Raw genomic sequence first — 13,244 nt, forward strand, 5'->3', positions numbered from 1 at the left:
CCTGTTGGCTACGGCCCATCCTTGAGCCCTGGTCTGGTTCTGTTCCGATCTTCACTGCCCTCCTTGGCAGTTCGTGTCTTCATGACGCTGCGAAGATCGGAACAGACGGCATCCTCCTTGATGCCAAGCCCATCCGTGGGCGTCAGACCTTACCAGTCCTGGTTTTCGTCATCCTGCTCCTCTTCCCATTCTTCTTCTTCGTTCTCTTCTTCCCACTCGTCAGTCTCGAACTCGTTATCGGTTTCGAAACCGGCATCGCCTTCCGCACCGGCCCCGGCGCCTACGTCGGCACCTGCCCCGGTATCGCCACCGACGCTTGAATCGGTACCCGCGCCAGCGCCAACGTCGCCTTCGGCGCTACCGCCCATTCCGGCATCGCCACCAGCGGAATCGGTGCCAACACCCATGTCGCTATCTGCACCGGCACCTACGCCAGCGCCAGACTCAGCTTCCGGTACCGTTTCCTGGGGCACGGCACCCTCGTCCTCTTCTTCATGGAAGTCGGCAAGCACCAGCGGGCTGGCGGTCAGACCAAACGTGATACCGACAATGCCGATTTTCTTGAGAAATTCCTTGGACATCATGTTCGCACCTCCAATGGAACGCGAGTTTTCAATTTTGAAGCCTTGGGCTTCATGTCATGCCGGCTGGCGTTCATGCCGACATGTCGTACTCACCCTGTGCTTGCACCTGTTGGGCCAGCCTGGCCAGATTAAGAAAAAATCCTTTCTAATCAATATATTGAAAAAGGGTAAATTACACCTTGCGGAGCGAGGAAGACGCTCGTGCGTTGACCATTTCTGACACATGAGTCTCTTCTAGGCAGGTATGGCCCGCCCACCGACCACGGCTTTTGAGCGATGGGCGCCATGCTTTGTCCTCGCTGGGCTTGAAGCGGCGGCGGTATGGCGCAATACTTAGGAAACAGCGTTCACTAACCTGGCAGCGCGGTGAAATGGAAATGGGCCTGCCTCAGCCTCAATTTTTTCCGGCGCTTGCCGATACCATGAGTATGGTGCTCGACAGTCCCTGACTGCGAAGGATATTGGTGATGATCCGCCCCCTCTGCCTGTTATTCGATTGCGACGGTACGCTGGTTGACAGCGAGCCTCTGCTGGCGGCCGAAATGGCCGTCAGCCTGACCCGGCTGGGGCTACCCTTCCAGGCCAGCGACTACATGGGCGAGTTTCGCGGCAGCCGCTTTCGCAATATCGTGGCCGCCCTCGAGGATCGCTATGGCAGCGTCGACCCGCTGCACTTGGCTGAAACCGAGACCGAGATGCGCAGCAATCTCAATCGACGCCTGGAAACTGAGCTGACTGCCATTACCGGCGCGCGCGAGGCACTCCACGCCCTGGCCGATTTCCCCTGTGGCGTGGTCTCGAACGGTCCGGAGAACAAGATTCGCACCTCCCTCGAGGCGATCGGTCTCGCCGACGTCTTCGGCCGCCACCTCTACAGCGGTTACACCGCCAACTGCTGGAAACCCGACCCTCGCCTCTACCTTCATGCCGCCCAAGGCATGGGGTTCGATCCCGAGGATTGCATCGCTGTGGACGATGCCTTGGTCGGGGTACGGGCTGCACTGGATGCCGGCATGACGGTGGTTCATCTCAACCGCTTCCCCGATGCCGAGGAAACCCCCGAAGGCGCCATCATGATCAGCAGCATGTACCAGCTGCCCACGGTCATCGAGAACCTCGTTCACACCCGGGCCATGGAGTACCGTCAGGTGGCGCTCGGCCGTTGAGCATGCAGGTCTGAGAACCGCCCCGCGACATGCAGAACCCGCGCCGTGGCGTTATCATCACGCCACATCGACAGCGCAAGGAGCCCCACATGGCCTCTCTGCAGGATCAGTTGCGCGGCCTGGTCTACTCCACCGAACATGGTGATATCTGCCCTGACTGCCGCTCTCCCCTGGCCGAGTGCCGCTGCGCCGCACTGGCCGAGCAGCAGCGCATCGCGACGCTCGACGGCATTGTGCGAATTCGTCGGGAAACCAGCGGGCGCAAGGGCAAGGGTGTTACCACGGTGAGCGGCGTGCCGCTGACCGACACGGAACTCAAGGCACTGGCCAAGACGCTAAAGCAGCGCTGCGGCACCGGCGGATCGCTGCGTGACGGCATCATCGAGATCCAGGGCGATCATCGCGAGACGCTCAAGGCCGAACTCGAGCGCCGCGGCTATCGCGTCAAGCTGGCCGGCGGCTGAGCAGGAACGACCATGTTCGCCACGATCACGCCTCGCCGCCTTCGCCAAGCCTCCATCGCGCTGGGCCTGCTGGTGCTGGCCGGATGCGCCGGCACGCCCGACTTCGCCGAGGTTCCCATTCGGGTCGAGCCGCCCGCCCAGCTTCGGCTCACCGAAGACGCCGAGCTGCGGGTACGCCTGAGCGGTGCCGACGGTCCCTTGGCCGAGACCCATGTCGAGCCGCGCGACAGTGGCCCCTGGTCGGTCGTCCTGCGCTACGACCGACGCGCCATCGAAACAGCCCCCGCACCGCGACTGAGTGCGACGCTACGCCAGCAGGGCCGCCTGACCCATGCCACGGCCGAGCCCGTGGCGCTGGAAGCGACACGACCGGACGCGCCGATCAGCCTATCGCTCGATCCCTACCGGTGACCGCGGCTGTCAGCGCCGTCAGCGCGTCTCCCACCGGGGCCTCCAGCTTCAGCGTGTAGAGCGGGTCGGCGCGGGTGCGCCCGAGATTGAGACAGGCGACGGGCTTGCCCGCCTCGACCGCCTGGCGCACGAAGCGGTAGCCGGAATAGACCATCAGCGACGAGCCCACCACCAGCAGTGCTTCGGCGGCATCGACCAGTGCCCTGGCGCGCGCCACCCGCTCGCGGGGCACGCTATCGCCGAAGAACACCACATCGGGCTTCCAGATACCCGTGCCGCAGCGCCGGCAGCCGGGCACGTCGAAATCGGAGAAATCCGTTTCCAGGTCGGCATCCCCATCCGGGCGCACGCCGGCTTCCACCTCCCGCCAGCGCGGGTTGCGCTCGGCCAGCTCGGTATGCAGATCGTGACGCATGCGCAGCGCACCGCATTCCATGCAGCGCACCTGTTCGGCACGGCCATGCAGGTCGATCACCCGGCGCGAGCCGGCTTTTTGATGCAGCCCATCGACATTCTGCGTGATGAGCCCCTGCACGATGCCGATGGCTTCCAACCGGGCCAGGGCCCGATGAGCGGCACCGGGCCGCGCCCCGTGAAGCGTGCGAAATCCCACCAGAGCCCGCGCCCAGTAGCGCTGACGGGCCGCATGGCTGGTCATGAACTGCTGATGCTGCATGGGCGGCGCGCTTTTCCACGCCCCGCTGGCGTCGCGATAGTCGGGTATGCCACTCTCGGTGCTGACGCCGGCACCGGTCAGCACCGTCAGGCGCGGGTGACGCGCCACGAACCCCCGCAATCGCTCGATGCCGCTTGCCGTGTCAGGCTGTCGTGTCTGGTCCATCGTCTCTCCACGGAATCGGCGCCGAACGCCTTGCATTGAACATGGCCCTGGGCCCCTCGGGTTGTCTAGAATGTAGTGCTTATATGATGCTTACAGGCAAGGACGAACGCCGATGGCCTGGCTGGAATACCTCTTACCCCTCATCTTCCTGTTCCCGCTTGGGGCCATGGCCGTCATCGTCGTCGCCCTGCGCAACCTGCACGACGCCCGGGTAAGCTCACCGTTCAACGCCCGTCAGCTGCGCGAACCCGGCCAGGCATTGCGCGACCGGCTCGACCGCGCCTTCGCCACGCTGTTCCTCAACGGCGCCCTGGGGCCCATCGTGACGCTCGCCCCGCTGGTCTACGGCATGGGACGCATGCTCTTCGCCAGCCAGCAGAACTGGCTCGAGTGGGCGCTCTACGGGGCGCTGAGCACCGTCTTGGTGTTGATCTACTGCTTCCTGCTGATTCGCGACTTTCAGCATATTCGCCGCATCAAGCTGGGGCTGGCCTGCGAACTGGCCGTCGGCCAGGAGCTCGAGCGTCTGGTTCATCCCGAAGCCCACCCCTATTTCGTGTTCCATGACGTGCCGTCCAATACCGGCATCATCGATCACGTGGCCGTAACGCCTCACGGCGTCTTCGTGGTCGAGACCCGCGCCCGAACACGGCCGTTCACCGCGGACGGGCGCGAGATCAACATGGTCACCGTCGAGCCGGAACGCCTGCGCTTCCCCGGCTGGAGCGAGCGCCGCCCCCTGCTCGAGACGCTGCGAGCCGCGCGCTGGCTGGCCGGCTGGCTGGAGCAGCGCTGCGGCAGGCCGGTACCGGTGGAAGCCGTGCTCGCCCTGCCGGGCTGGGACATCGCCTGCGACGGCGCGCCGGAGGGCCTGCTGGTCGTCAGCGGCGAGTCGCTCTCCCATCAGCTCAGCGAGCGCAAGATTGGCGAACTCGATGATGCGCTGCATGACGAGGTCATCGCCGCCCTCATCGAACGTACCGCCGAGCTGGAGAGGTATGCGGCCCTGAATCCGCCCTCTATTTGATCCGCTTCAGTCGAGCGTGGCGATGTGCACGCGTGTGGCGCAGCGCCCCCGCCTCTGGCGCACCAGGCTTTCACCGGAAGGAAAGTCGGCCAGCCGCTGGGCGTCGATACCGATGCGCACCTCGGTCAGGGTCCGGTTGCCGCGACCGCGGCACTCCAGACGCAGGGCGCGCCCGGTGCCTTCGCCGAAGGCCGCCTCGAAGGCGGCCAGCAGGTCGTTGCGGCTCACCTCTCCGCCCTGATTGAGCGCCACGAAAGCGCCGAAGGCGCTGTCGTTGACGGTCTCGAGCAGCGCCACGGCCGCGGCGAAGTAAGCCGCTTCAGGAAGCTCGAAGCAGGCGGCATGCTTGGCATACTGGTAGCGGTCGAGGCAGCTCGCCCGCCCCGGCATGGCGTCGTCCAGCTTCTGCCCCAACGCCTCGTCGAAGCCGAAGGGGGGATGCGCACGACAGAAACCGCCATCCGCGCGAGGCCGCTCGAGAAAGCACCCCTCTTGCCACCAGCGCTGCCTGTCGATCCCCCGCTCGGCCAGCCGCTCGGGCAGCGAGGGCCACAGGCCATGCAGCACGAAGCCGCGCTGCGTGCCCTCACGCAGCTTGGCTTCACGGCATTCCCGCGGTGGGTCGCGATGGGTGTCGCAGAAACCCGGATGCCAGGTCAGCGCCAAGGTGTAGTGATCGAAGTTCTCCGCATGCAGCCGCTCCAGTGCCGCATCGGCCAGGGCCGCCGTCGACAGCAGCAGGAGCACCAGGCTCGCGGCAACTCTCCCGTACGCGTTTCCCATCGTTCAGTCCCCCCGCAGCCGCCCGCCCATCTCCTGGGCCAGGTCTACGGCGTAGTGGTCGGTCATGCCGCCGATGAAATCGAGCATACGCCGGTAGCTGTCGTAGAGGGTCCAGGAGGGGCGCGGCGTGTTCTCACCGATCAGCGCCAGCACACGCTGGTGCTTGAAACTCGACTGGCCCGTGTAGTGGAGCTCGTGGGCAGCACCGATAAAGGCTTCGAGCAGGATACCGAGGGTGGTATAGGCGCCGATCTCCAGCTTGGCCTTGCGCTCGTTCTGGAAGATGCGCTCGCGAGCCAGTTGCTTGGCCGCCGCCACGCCCCAGCCCAGGTCGGGGTGGCAGAGTTCGAGCAGATCGGAGGTCAGCGCTCCGTTGAGCAGCGCGGTCTCGTGTTCGACGAACACGGCACCGACGTCGTTCACCGCCCGTTCCATGGCGGCACCGCGCAGGGCGGCGATGCGCCGCCGCTGCGACACGCCGTCACGCGCCATGCTCGGGTAGTCCGGAGGGGCGTCGCCGGCGATCTGCAGCAGCACGTCGGCCACTTCGTCGAAGCGCAGGATGCCCATTTCCAGGCCGTCCTCGAGGTCGAGCAGCGCATAGCAGATGTCGTCGGCGGCCTCGACCAGCCAGGCCAGCGGATGACGGCACCAGCGCCCCTCTCCCCGCGGCAGCAGTCCCAGGCACTGGGCGACGTCGGCAAGCATCGCCTTCTCCGACTGGTAGCAGCCGAACTTGCCGGCGCTGCCGCCGTATTCCACCGTCCAGGGGTATTTCAGCAGCGTTCCCAGCGTCGCCGCAGTCAGGCGCATGCCGCCGCGAAACTGGTTGTACTCGATCTGGGTCACCACGCGGAACCCCTGGGCGTTGCCCTCATAGGTCAGCAGGTCGGCCCGCTCGTTGTCGGAAAGTCCCTCGAGCAGCCCGCTGCCGTCGCGTTCGGCGCGCTTGAACCAGTCGCGGATGGCGTACTCGCCGGCATGGCCGAAGGGCGGGTTGCCGATGTCGTGGCCCAGGCAGGCGGCCTGCACGATCACGCCCAGGTCGGCGGGTGTGATCCAGCTCGGCAACCGCTCGCGCAGCAGCTCGCCGACGATCATGCCCAGGCTGCGGCCCACGCAGCCCACCTCCAGCGAGTGGGTCAAGCGGGTGTGGATATGATCGTTGTCGGTCAGGGGATGGACCTGGGTCTTGCGTCCCAAACGACGAAACGAGCCCGAGAAGACGATGCGATCATGGTCCTTGTGGAACGGGCTGCGGCCGATCTCGTCGCGGCCGCTGGTGCGCTGGCCGTGCAGCCGCGAGGGGTCGAGCAAGTGCTGCCAATGCATCTGCGTCATGGACGTCCTCCTTGAGCGCCCATTCTGGCACTGCAGGGGGTGGCTGGCTATCCACACGCCCCACGCCGACGCTTCGCTTGTCGCCCTGCGCGGGCTTGCCTAAGTTGACAGGGCAAGCCCCAACCCCGCTACTGGCGGGATCACCCACCGGCAAGGAGGTGGACATGGCAGACAAGCCCGATGCGACCCGGCCGGAGCAGCCGGGCGACGAGGCCCCACCCGGCACCCCGGGAACCGGTCAGAACGTGTGTCCCAAGTGTAAGGGCGACGGACGAATCGACGATCGCACCTGCCCCGAGTGCGGAGGCTCCGGCTACGTCATCGAGGGCATCGGCGGCGGCTGAGCCCGCCGCTCTCTCATGGCAATGGGCAGAACGCAGGAAGGCCGAACCCGAAGGTTCGGCCCTCTCTTTATTTACTCTTTACTGTTGGCTTGGCGACGGCCTGGCCGAACTTGCGGCATGGCTCGGGCAGGCCGCGCGGCGCTCAGTAGTCGTAGTCGCTGCCGCGAACGTAGCCCGTACTGGTGGGGCGCGACGTCGAGGCCGGCGTCCTCGTGCCCGGCGAGCGGGCCGGCGACGGCAACGCGGCAGGGCGTGCCCCGCCGCTTCTAGCCGCCGCGCCGCGGGCCTGGGCCACGCCTTGAGGAAAGCCGCTGCGACCGCTGTAATCGGGGGTGCGCCCGCCCTGGTAGGCGTGCCGCTCGGTCTGCGCCCGCGCGCAGTAGAGGGTGGCCGCGGCCGACGCGCCGACCATGCCCATCGCCAGCTTGACGCTGCCGCGCTTGGGATGGTCGCGATCGGCGAGCAGGAAGCTCAGCGCCGCCAGATCGAGGATATCACCGGCCGCCTTCGCCCAGAGCGCCGGCTTGGGGTCCTCGGTCAGTGCGCCGATGCCGGTCACCACGCCGCGCGCCCCGCAGGTGCGTACCAGCGCCTCCGATCCTTCGACACCCAGCGACCGAGTCACGCTGCGTGGCGCCAACAGGCCATATAGCCCCAGCCCGATACCCAACAGACCGATTCCACGTGCCAGTCTATCGGTGCCCTGCAGGGAACGACTCCTATCGAGATTCATGCTCACCTCCTTGTTCATTCATGGCTCGGATGCGATCGACGCTCAAGGCTTGAGCACCACCTTCACGCAGCCGTCCTGCTTGTTGCGGAACGTGTTGTACATGTCGGGCCCCTGTTCAAGTCCAGCGGTATGCGTCACCACGAAGGAAGGGTCGATCTGGCCCTCGTCGATCAGGCGCAGCAGGTCGTCCGTCCAGCGCTTGACGTGAGTCTGCCCGGTACGCACCGTCAGTCCCTTGTTCATCAGCGGCCCCATGGGTACCTTGTCGATCAGGCCGCCGTACACGCCCGGGATCGACAGGATGCCGGCCGGGCGGCAGACGTAGATCATCTCGCGCAGCACGTGGGCCCGGTCGCTCTCCAGCATCATGGCCTGCTTGACCCGGTCGTAGACAGAATCGATCGAACGCGGCACGTGAGACTCCAGGCCCACCGCATCGATGCACTTCTCCGGCCCCTTGCCGTGGGTCAGCTCCTGCAGCCGGCCGAGCACGCTCTCCTCGTCGAAGTTGATGGTGATCGCCCCGCCGGCCTCGGCCATGGCCAGCCGCTCGGGTACGTTGTCGATCACCACTACCTGCTCGGCGCCAAGCAGCACGGCGCTGCGCACACAGAACTGACCGACCGGCCCCGCCCCCCAGATCGCCACGGTGTCGGTGGGCTCGATCTCGCAGGCCACGGCGGCCTGCCAGCCGGTGGGGAAGATGTCGCCGAGGAACAGCACCTGCTCGTCGGTCAGGCTGTCCGGCACCTTGATGTGCGTCTGGTCGGCGAAAGGTACACGCACGTACTCCGCCTGGCCGCCGGCATAGCCGCCGGTAAGATGGGAGTAGCCGAACAGCCCCGCCCCGCCGTGACCGAAGACCTTGTCGGCCAGCGCCTTGTTGCGGTTGGAGCGCTCGCATACGGAGTAGTTGCCGCGCCGGCACTGATCGCATTCGCCGCAGGTGATGGTAAAGGGCACCACGACCCGGTCGCCGACCTTGAGGTCGCGGGTGTCGCTACCGACCTCCATGACTTCGCCCATGAACTCGTGGCCCACCACGTCGCCGGACTCCATGCCGGGAATGAAGTGGTGATAGAGGTGCAGGTCGGAGCCGCAGATGGCGCAGCTGCTCACGTTGACGATGGCGTCACGCGAGTGCTCGATCTGCGGGTCGGGAACCGTTTCATAGCGGATATCGTTCTTACCGTGCCAACACAGCGCTTTCATGGACTCTCTCCCTGTTGTCCGAACGAAGGCTCTCCCACCACCATAGTTCAGCCGCCTGAGGCAGCAGGTAAGGGAATTGAGCGGCTGGGTAACGGACCTTATCCAGAGACGCTTCGAGCTAGCCCAACGGCGTGACGTTCAGCCCCTCGACCAGTCCTTCCAGCGCGTGGCGGCCGGCGATGGAGTTACCGTAGCTGTCGAGCCGCGGCGACCAGACGCAGATGCTCATGCGCCGCGGCAGGATGGCGATGATGCCGCCCCCCACCCCGCTCTTGCCCGGCAGGCCGACCCGCCAAGCGAAGTCGCCCGCCGCGTCGTAGAGTCCACAGGTCAGCAGCAGCGCGTTCATCTGGCGGGTCTGTACCGGGGAGAGCACCGCCTGGCCGTCGAACGGGTTGACCCCGTGATTGGCCAGGAAGGCGAAACTCCTGGCCAGCTCGACGCAGTTCATCGCCAGCGAACAGCTATGTAAGTAGGCGTCGAGCACCACCTCGACGTCGTTGCGGATGTTGCCGTAGGCCTGCATCAAATAGGCGAGCGCCGCGTTGTGCGCCTTGTGATCCATCTCCGAACGCGCCACGGTCTCGTCGAAGTCGACACTCGGTGTGACGCAGAGCCGGCGGACGTGCTCGCGGATCGTCTGCTGCGGCATGAACAGCTGCGAGACCAGCATGTCGGTGACCATCAGCGCACCGGCATTGATGAAAGGGTTTCGCGGCACGCCGTTCTCCACCTCGAGCTGGACGATCGAGTTGAAGGCCTGACCGGACGGCTCGCGCCCCACGCGACGCCAGATCTCCTCGGGCGGCAGCTCGCGCATGGCCAGCACCAGCGCATGAGCCTTGGAGATCGACTGGATCGAAAAGCGTGTCGTCGCGTCGCCGGAACACTGCACGCTGCCGTCGGCATGGCAAACGGCGATGCCGAACTGATCGGGCTCGACCTCGGCGAGGGCCGGGATATAGCTGGCCACCCGGCCTTCGCCGAAACAGCGCGGCGCATCCGCCGCCAGGCGATCGAGCAGCTGCTGCAAGGCGTTGCGCGACAGCAGTTCGGGCGTATCGATATCGAGCACGGGACCTCACGGCACTGAAGAGTGTGCCGATCAGTCTAGGCAATGCGTTCGTGCGGCGCGCAAAGCGTGTGCTCGTCACCGTCCCGCGCCAGCGTTACGTGCGGCGGCAACGCCAACGGCGCGACCATGGCCTCGGCATCGACGGCATGGCTCAGGTGGGTCAGCCAGGCCCGTTGCGGTGCCAGCCGCTCGACGATCTCCAGCGCCATCGACAGCGTATTGTGGTTGCGAGGCTCGGTGTGGCTGGCCGGATGCGTGGCATCGAGCACCACCGCATCGGGACGCCAGCGGCGCAGGAAGCGCTCGGTCTCGGGCGGCAGCCCGCAGGTATCGGTGAGGTAGGCCAACCGCGAGCCCCCGTCGTCGAGACAGTAGCCCAGCGTCGGCTTGCTGTGGTTGAGCGGTACCGGGATCGCCTCCATGCCCTCGAGTTGCAGCGGGCGGAACGGCTTGAGCCCCGGCTGGAAGGCGAGCACGCCGGCATGCTGGTGGAGATCGGCGCAGCCCTGCGGATCCTTGGGGCCATAAACGGGAATCGGCTCGCCCGCGCCCCAGCGCAGGTGAAACAGGCCCTGCACATGGTCGACATGGTAGTGCGTCAGCAGAATTGCCGCGGGGCGCTCACGCTCGCAGTCTTCGGCAAGATCCATGCGCCCCGCGTCGAGCAGGTAGCGCTGCCCGTCCACCCGTACCTCGGCACAGCAGGGCCCACGCCGATGGCAGCTCAGCACCCGGGCACGCTGGCAGGCCGGGCAGTCGCAGCCGAAGCGCGGCACCTGGGCGCTGTCGCCGGTGCCCACGAAGCGTAGCCTCACGAGACGCACTCCTCGGCCAGCCAGGCCTCGAGAGCCGCCAGCGTGGTTTCGAGCGCTCCGCTGTTGTCCAGGCGATGCACGCCGGGACAGGCTCGCTCGAGCTGGCGATGCCGCTCGAGCCGGGCCGCGATCTGCTCGCGACTTTCCCGCCCCCGCTGCTGGAGCCGCTCGCGCAGCACCTCCGACCGAGCCGTTACCATCACCGGGCGCAGCTGCCTGGGGAAACGCACCTCGGCCAACGGCAGGGCACGCCGACTGCCGTTGACCAGCACCGTGGCGCCGCGCTCGAGCCAGGCACACACCTCGAGCCCCAGCGCGTAGTCGAGCCCATGGGCCTGCCAGTCGAGGCAGAACAGCCCCGCCTGACGGCGCCAGGCGAACTCCGCGCGGCTCAGGCTTACGCTGTCCTCACTCGCGCTGCTCGGCCGGGTGATGTAGCGATGCGCCACCAGCCATTCGGGATGTCGTCGACGTGCAGCGTCGAGCAGGCTGTCCTTGCCCACCCCACTGGGGCCCATCACATAGACGAGCCGCCCAGCTGTCGCCTCGGCCAGCGCGCCCATCAGTGCACCTGCCGTCCAGCGGACCATACCCGCTCGACCAGCGGATGGTCGTCGCACAACCGCACCCGAATCAGGTCGGCGCGCAGCCCGGGGGCGAGTCGGCCGCGGTCGGCGAGCCCCACCGCCTCGGCGGGCAGCCGCGTGGCCGTGGCCACGGCCCGCGGCAGCGCGTAGCCGTTCTCCATCCGCGCGATGCGAAATACCGCGTCGAGCAGCGCCGCCGGATAATAGTCGGAAGAGAGCACGTCCAGCACACCCTGCGCGACCAGCTCGGCGGCGGCGATATTGCCGGAGTGCGAGCCGCCGCGCACTACGTTGGGCGCGCCCATCATCACCGCCATGCCGGCCCGGTGCGAAGCCTCGGCGGCCTCCCGCGTGGTGGGAAACTCGGCCACCCGCGTGCCGTATTCGTGGCTCTCGGCGACGTGCTCGAGGGTGGCGTCGTCGTGGCTGGCCAGAGCCAATCCTCGGGCATGACACTCCGCGGCGATGGCGCGCCGGTGCTCGGCGCTGTAGCGGGCGCTGCTGGCGACCTGGCGCTCGACGAACGCCGAGAGCTCCTCGTCGCTCAGTCCGTACTTGCCCTGGTAGTAGGTGCTGTAGGCCTCGAACGAGACGAACTGACGCTGCCCGGGGGTATGATCCATCAGCGACACCAGGCCCAGTCGCGGCAGGTCGGCGAGCTCGCGGAAGCGCGCAAGCGTCTCGGCCTGGCTGACCTCGCAGCGCAGGTGCAGGCGATGGTCGACCCGCGCCAGGCCGGCATCAACGATGTCGTCGATCGCCCGGCACATCTCGGCGAGCGCCTGGTGGCGCATGCTCTCCTTGTTGACGTCGCCGATGGCCACGGCGTCGAACACCGTAGTGATGCCGCTCGCCGCCATCTGGGCGTCGTGGGCCAGCGCCGCCTGGCGCGCCGGCCAGGCCACCTTGGGGCGCGGCTGGAAGTACTTCTCCATGTTGTCGGTGTGCAGCTCGACCAGCCCGGGCAGCAGGTAGTCGCCGCCGCAGTCGACCGCCGCGGGATGGCAGCTTGGGGCGGTATCCAGTTCGACGATCCGGCCGTCGCGTATCACCAGGCTGCCCATAACGACCTCATCGTCGAGGACCAACCGGGCGTTGCTGAGGATCTGTTCATGCATGGGGGAGGCCTCGAGATATCGGTTGAGCGGAGGGCGCGAGGGACGGCGCCATGAACGATTCCAGCGGCAGCAGGCGGTCGGCAACCCGCTCGCGCACGTCCTCGTCGTGGAAGATGCCGAGCATGGCGGTACCGCGTGCCTTGGCCTCGTGGATCAGTTCGACCACCACCGCGCGGTTGGCGGCATCCAGCGAAGCGGTGGGCTCGTCGAGCAGCAGCAGCGGATGCTCGCCGATGAAGCCGCGGGCGATGTTGACGCGCTGCTGCTCGCCGCCCGAGAAGGTGCCGGGGGGCAGTGACCAGAGCCGCTCGGGCAGGTTGAGGCGCGCCAGCAGCGTCTCGGCCCGCACCCGGGCCTCGGCCGCATCGGCGCCGCGCGCCAGCAGCGGTTCCATCACCACCTCGCGTGCCGAGACCCGCGGCACCACGCGCAGGAACTGGCTGACGTAGCCGATCACGTCGCGGCGCAGGGCGTGCCAGGCGTGGGCCGGCAGCTCGGTGAGGGAAAGCGGCCCATCGCTGAAGTGCAGGCGAATATGTCCCTCGCCGGCCAGGTAGTTGCCGTAGAGGATCTTGAGCAGCGTGCTCTTGCCGATGCCGCTGGGGCCGGCCAGCACCAGGCACTCGCCCGGGTGGAGTTCGAGCGAGAGGTCGCGCATTACCGAGAGCGCGAGCCCGCCCTGGCCGTGCAGCACGAAGCCCTTGCCGAGGCGCTCGACGGTGAGAATCGGGGTCATGGTCGTC

Annotated in this window: 16 protein-coding genes; 5 read left to right on the forward strand and 11 right to left on the reverse strand. The window is 67.0% G+C overall.

What is annotated here, in order from left to right; all coding sequences use genetic code 11:
- Nucleotides 1-149: 149 nt before the first annotated feature.
- Entirely contained in the window at nt 150-584 is a 435-nt protein-coding gene (locus CYJ07_RS08370; RefSeq protein WP_104203240.1) for a hypothetical protein, read from the reverse strand.
- A 467-nt stretch (nt 585-1,051) separates the two neighbouring features.
- Here CYJ07_RS08370 and CYJ07_RS08375 point away from each other — a divergent pair, with 467 nt between their 5' ends.
- The 3 genes from CYJ07_RS08375 to CYJ07_RS08385 all read left to right on the forward strand — a co-directional run bounded on the left by CYJ07_RS08375 (nt 1,052) and on the right by CYJ07_RS08385 (nt 2,625).
- A complete protein-coding gene (locus tag CYJ07_RS08375; protein WP_104203241.1) occupies nt 1,052-1,750 on the forward strand; it encodes an HAD family hydrolase in 699 nt (232 codons plus the stop codon).
- Nucleotides 1,751-1,839: 89 nt separating this feature from the next.
- A complete protein-coding gene (locus tag CYJ07_RS08380; RefSeq protein ID WP_104203242.1) occupies nt 1,840-2,214 on the forward strand; it encodes a translation initiation factor Sui1 in 375 nt (124 codons plus the stop codon).
- A 12-nt stretch (nt 2,215-2,226) separates the two neighbouring features.
- The gene (locus CYJ07_RS08385) at nt 2,227-2,625 is read left to right on the forward strand and encodes a YbaY family lipoprotein (protein WP_104203243.1); all 399 of its coding nucleotides are present in this window, start codon (nt 2,227-2,229) and stop codon (nt 2,623-2,625) included.
- Here CYJ07_RS08385 and CYJ07_RS08390 read toward each other — a convergent pair.
- Nucleotides 2,597-3,466, reverse strand: a complete 870-nt coding sequence (locus CYJ07_RS08390) for an NAD-dependent protein deacetylase (RefSeq protein ID WP_104203244.1) — start codon at nt 3,464-3,466, stop codon at nt 2,597-2,599. The two genes, CYJ07_RS08385 and CYJ07_RS08390, sit on opposite strands and share 29 nt — an antisense overlap.
- A gap of 112 nt (nt 3,467-3,578) precedes the next feature.
- Here CYJ07_RS08390 and CYJ07_RS08395 point away from each other — a divergent pair, with 112 nt between their 5' ends.
- On the forward strand, nt 3,579-4,493 hold the full coding sequence (locus CYJ07_RS08395) for a nuclease-related domain-containing protein (protein WP_104203245.1): 915 nt from the start codon (nt 3,579-3,581) through the stop codon (nt 4,491-4,493).
- A 6-nt stretch (nt 4,494-4,499) separates the two neighbouring features.
- On the opposite strand, the gene CYJ07_RS08400 is transcribed toward CYJ07_RS08395, so the two are convergent.
- Nucleotides 4,500-5,276, reverse strand: a complete 777-nt coding sequence (locus tag CYJ07_RS08400; RefSeq protein ID WP_104203246.1) for a ribonuclease T2 family protein — start codon at nt 5,274-5,276, stop codon at nt 4,500-4,502.
- 3 nt (nt 5,277-5,279) lie between these two features.
- A complete protein-coding gene (locus CYJ07_RS08405; RefSeq protein ID WP_104203247.1) occupies nt 5,280-6,617 on the reverse strand; it encodes a deoxyguanosinetriphosphate triphosphohydrolase in 1,338 nt (445 codons plus the stop codon).
- A gap of 164 nt (nt 6,618-6,781) precedes the next feature.
- Here CYJ07_RS08405 and CYJ07_RS08410 point away from each other — a divergent pair, with 164 nt between their 5' ends.
- Entirely contained in the window at nt 6,782-6,961 is a 180-nt protein-coding gene (locus CYJ07_RS08410; RefSeq protein WP_104203248.1) for a hypothetical protein, read from the forward strand.
- A gap of 142 nt (nt 6,962-7,103) precedes the next feature.
- On the opposite strand, the gene CYJ07_RS08415 is transcribed toward CYJ07_RS08410, so the two are convergent.
- From CYJ07_RS08415 to phnL, 7 genes are all read right to left on the reverse strand, one after another.
- Nucleotides 7,104-7,694 carry a hypothetical protein gene (locus tag CYJ07_RS08415; RefSeq protein ID WP_104203249.1) on the reverse strand — a complete coding sequence of 197 codons (591 nt, stop codon included), beginning with the start codon at nt 7,692-7,694 and terminating at the stop codon, nt 7,104-7,106.
- A 42-nt stretch (nt 7,695-7,736) separates the two neighbouring features.
- Nucleotides 7,737-8,906, reverse strand: coding sequence for a zinc-dependent alcohol dehydrogenase (locus tag CYJ07_RS08420; RefSeq protein WP_104203250.1), 1,170 nt, complete (start codon nt 8,904-8,906; stop codon nt 7,737-7,739).
- 118 nt (nt 8,907-9,024) lie between these two features.
- The gene (gene glsB, locus CYJ07_RS08425; RefSeq protein WP_422666955.1) at nt 9,025-9,981 is read right to left on the reverse strand and encodes a glutaminase B; all 957 of its coding nucleotides are present in this window, start codon (nt 9,979-9,981) and stop codon (nt 9,025-9,027) included.
- A 35-nt stretch (nt 9,982-10,016) separates the two neighbouring features.
- Nucleotides 10,017-10,796, reverse strand: a complete 780-nt coding sequence (gene phnP / locus CYJ07_RS08430) for a phosphonate metabolism protein PhnP (RefSeq protein WP_104203251.1) — start codon at nt 10,794-10,796, stop codon at nt 10,017-10,019.
- Nucleotides 10,793-11,386, reverse strand: a complete 594-nt coding sequence (gene phnN / locus CYJ07_RS08435; RefSeq protein WP_231489573.1) for a phosphonate metabolism protein/1,5-bisphosphokinase (PRPP-forming) PhnN — start codon at nt 11,384-11,386, stop codon at nt 10,793-10,795. Before phnN ends, phnP begins: the two co-directional genes overlap by 4 nt.
- Entirely contained in the window at nt 11,359-12,501 is a 1,143-nt protein-coding gene (locus CYJ07_RS08440; RefSeq protein WP_104203253.1) for an alpha-D-ribose 1-methylphosphonate 5-triphosphate diphosphatase, read from the reverse strand. The genes phnN and CYJ07_RS08440 overlap by 28 nt, the downstream gene beginning before the upstream one ends.
- Entirely contained in the window at nt 12,494-13,237 is a 744-nt protein-coding gene (phnL, locus tag CYJ07_RS08445) for a phosphonate C-P lyase system protein PhnL (RefSeq protein WP_104203254.1), read from the reverse strand. Before phnL ends, CYJ07_RS08440 begins: the two co-directional genes overlap by 8 nt.
- Nucleotides 13,238-13,244 lie beyond the last annotated feature (7 nt).

Source organism: Billgrantia saliphila (assembly GCF_002930105.1).
Taxonomy (GTDB): Bacteria; Pseudomonadota; Gammaproteobacteria; order Pseudomonadales; family Halomonadaceae; genus Halomonas; species Halomonas saliphila.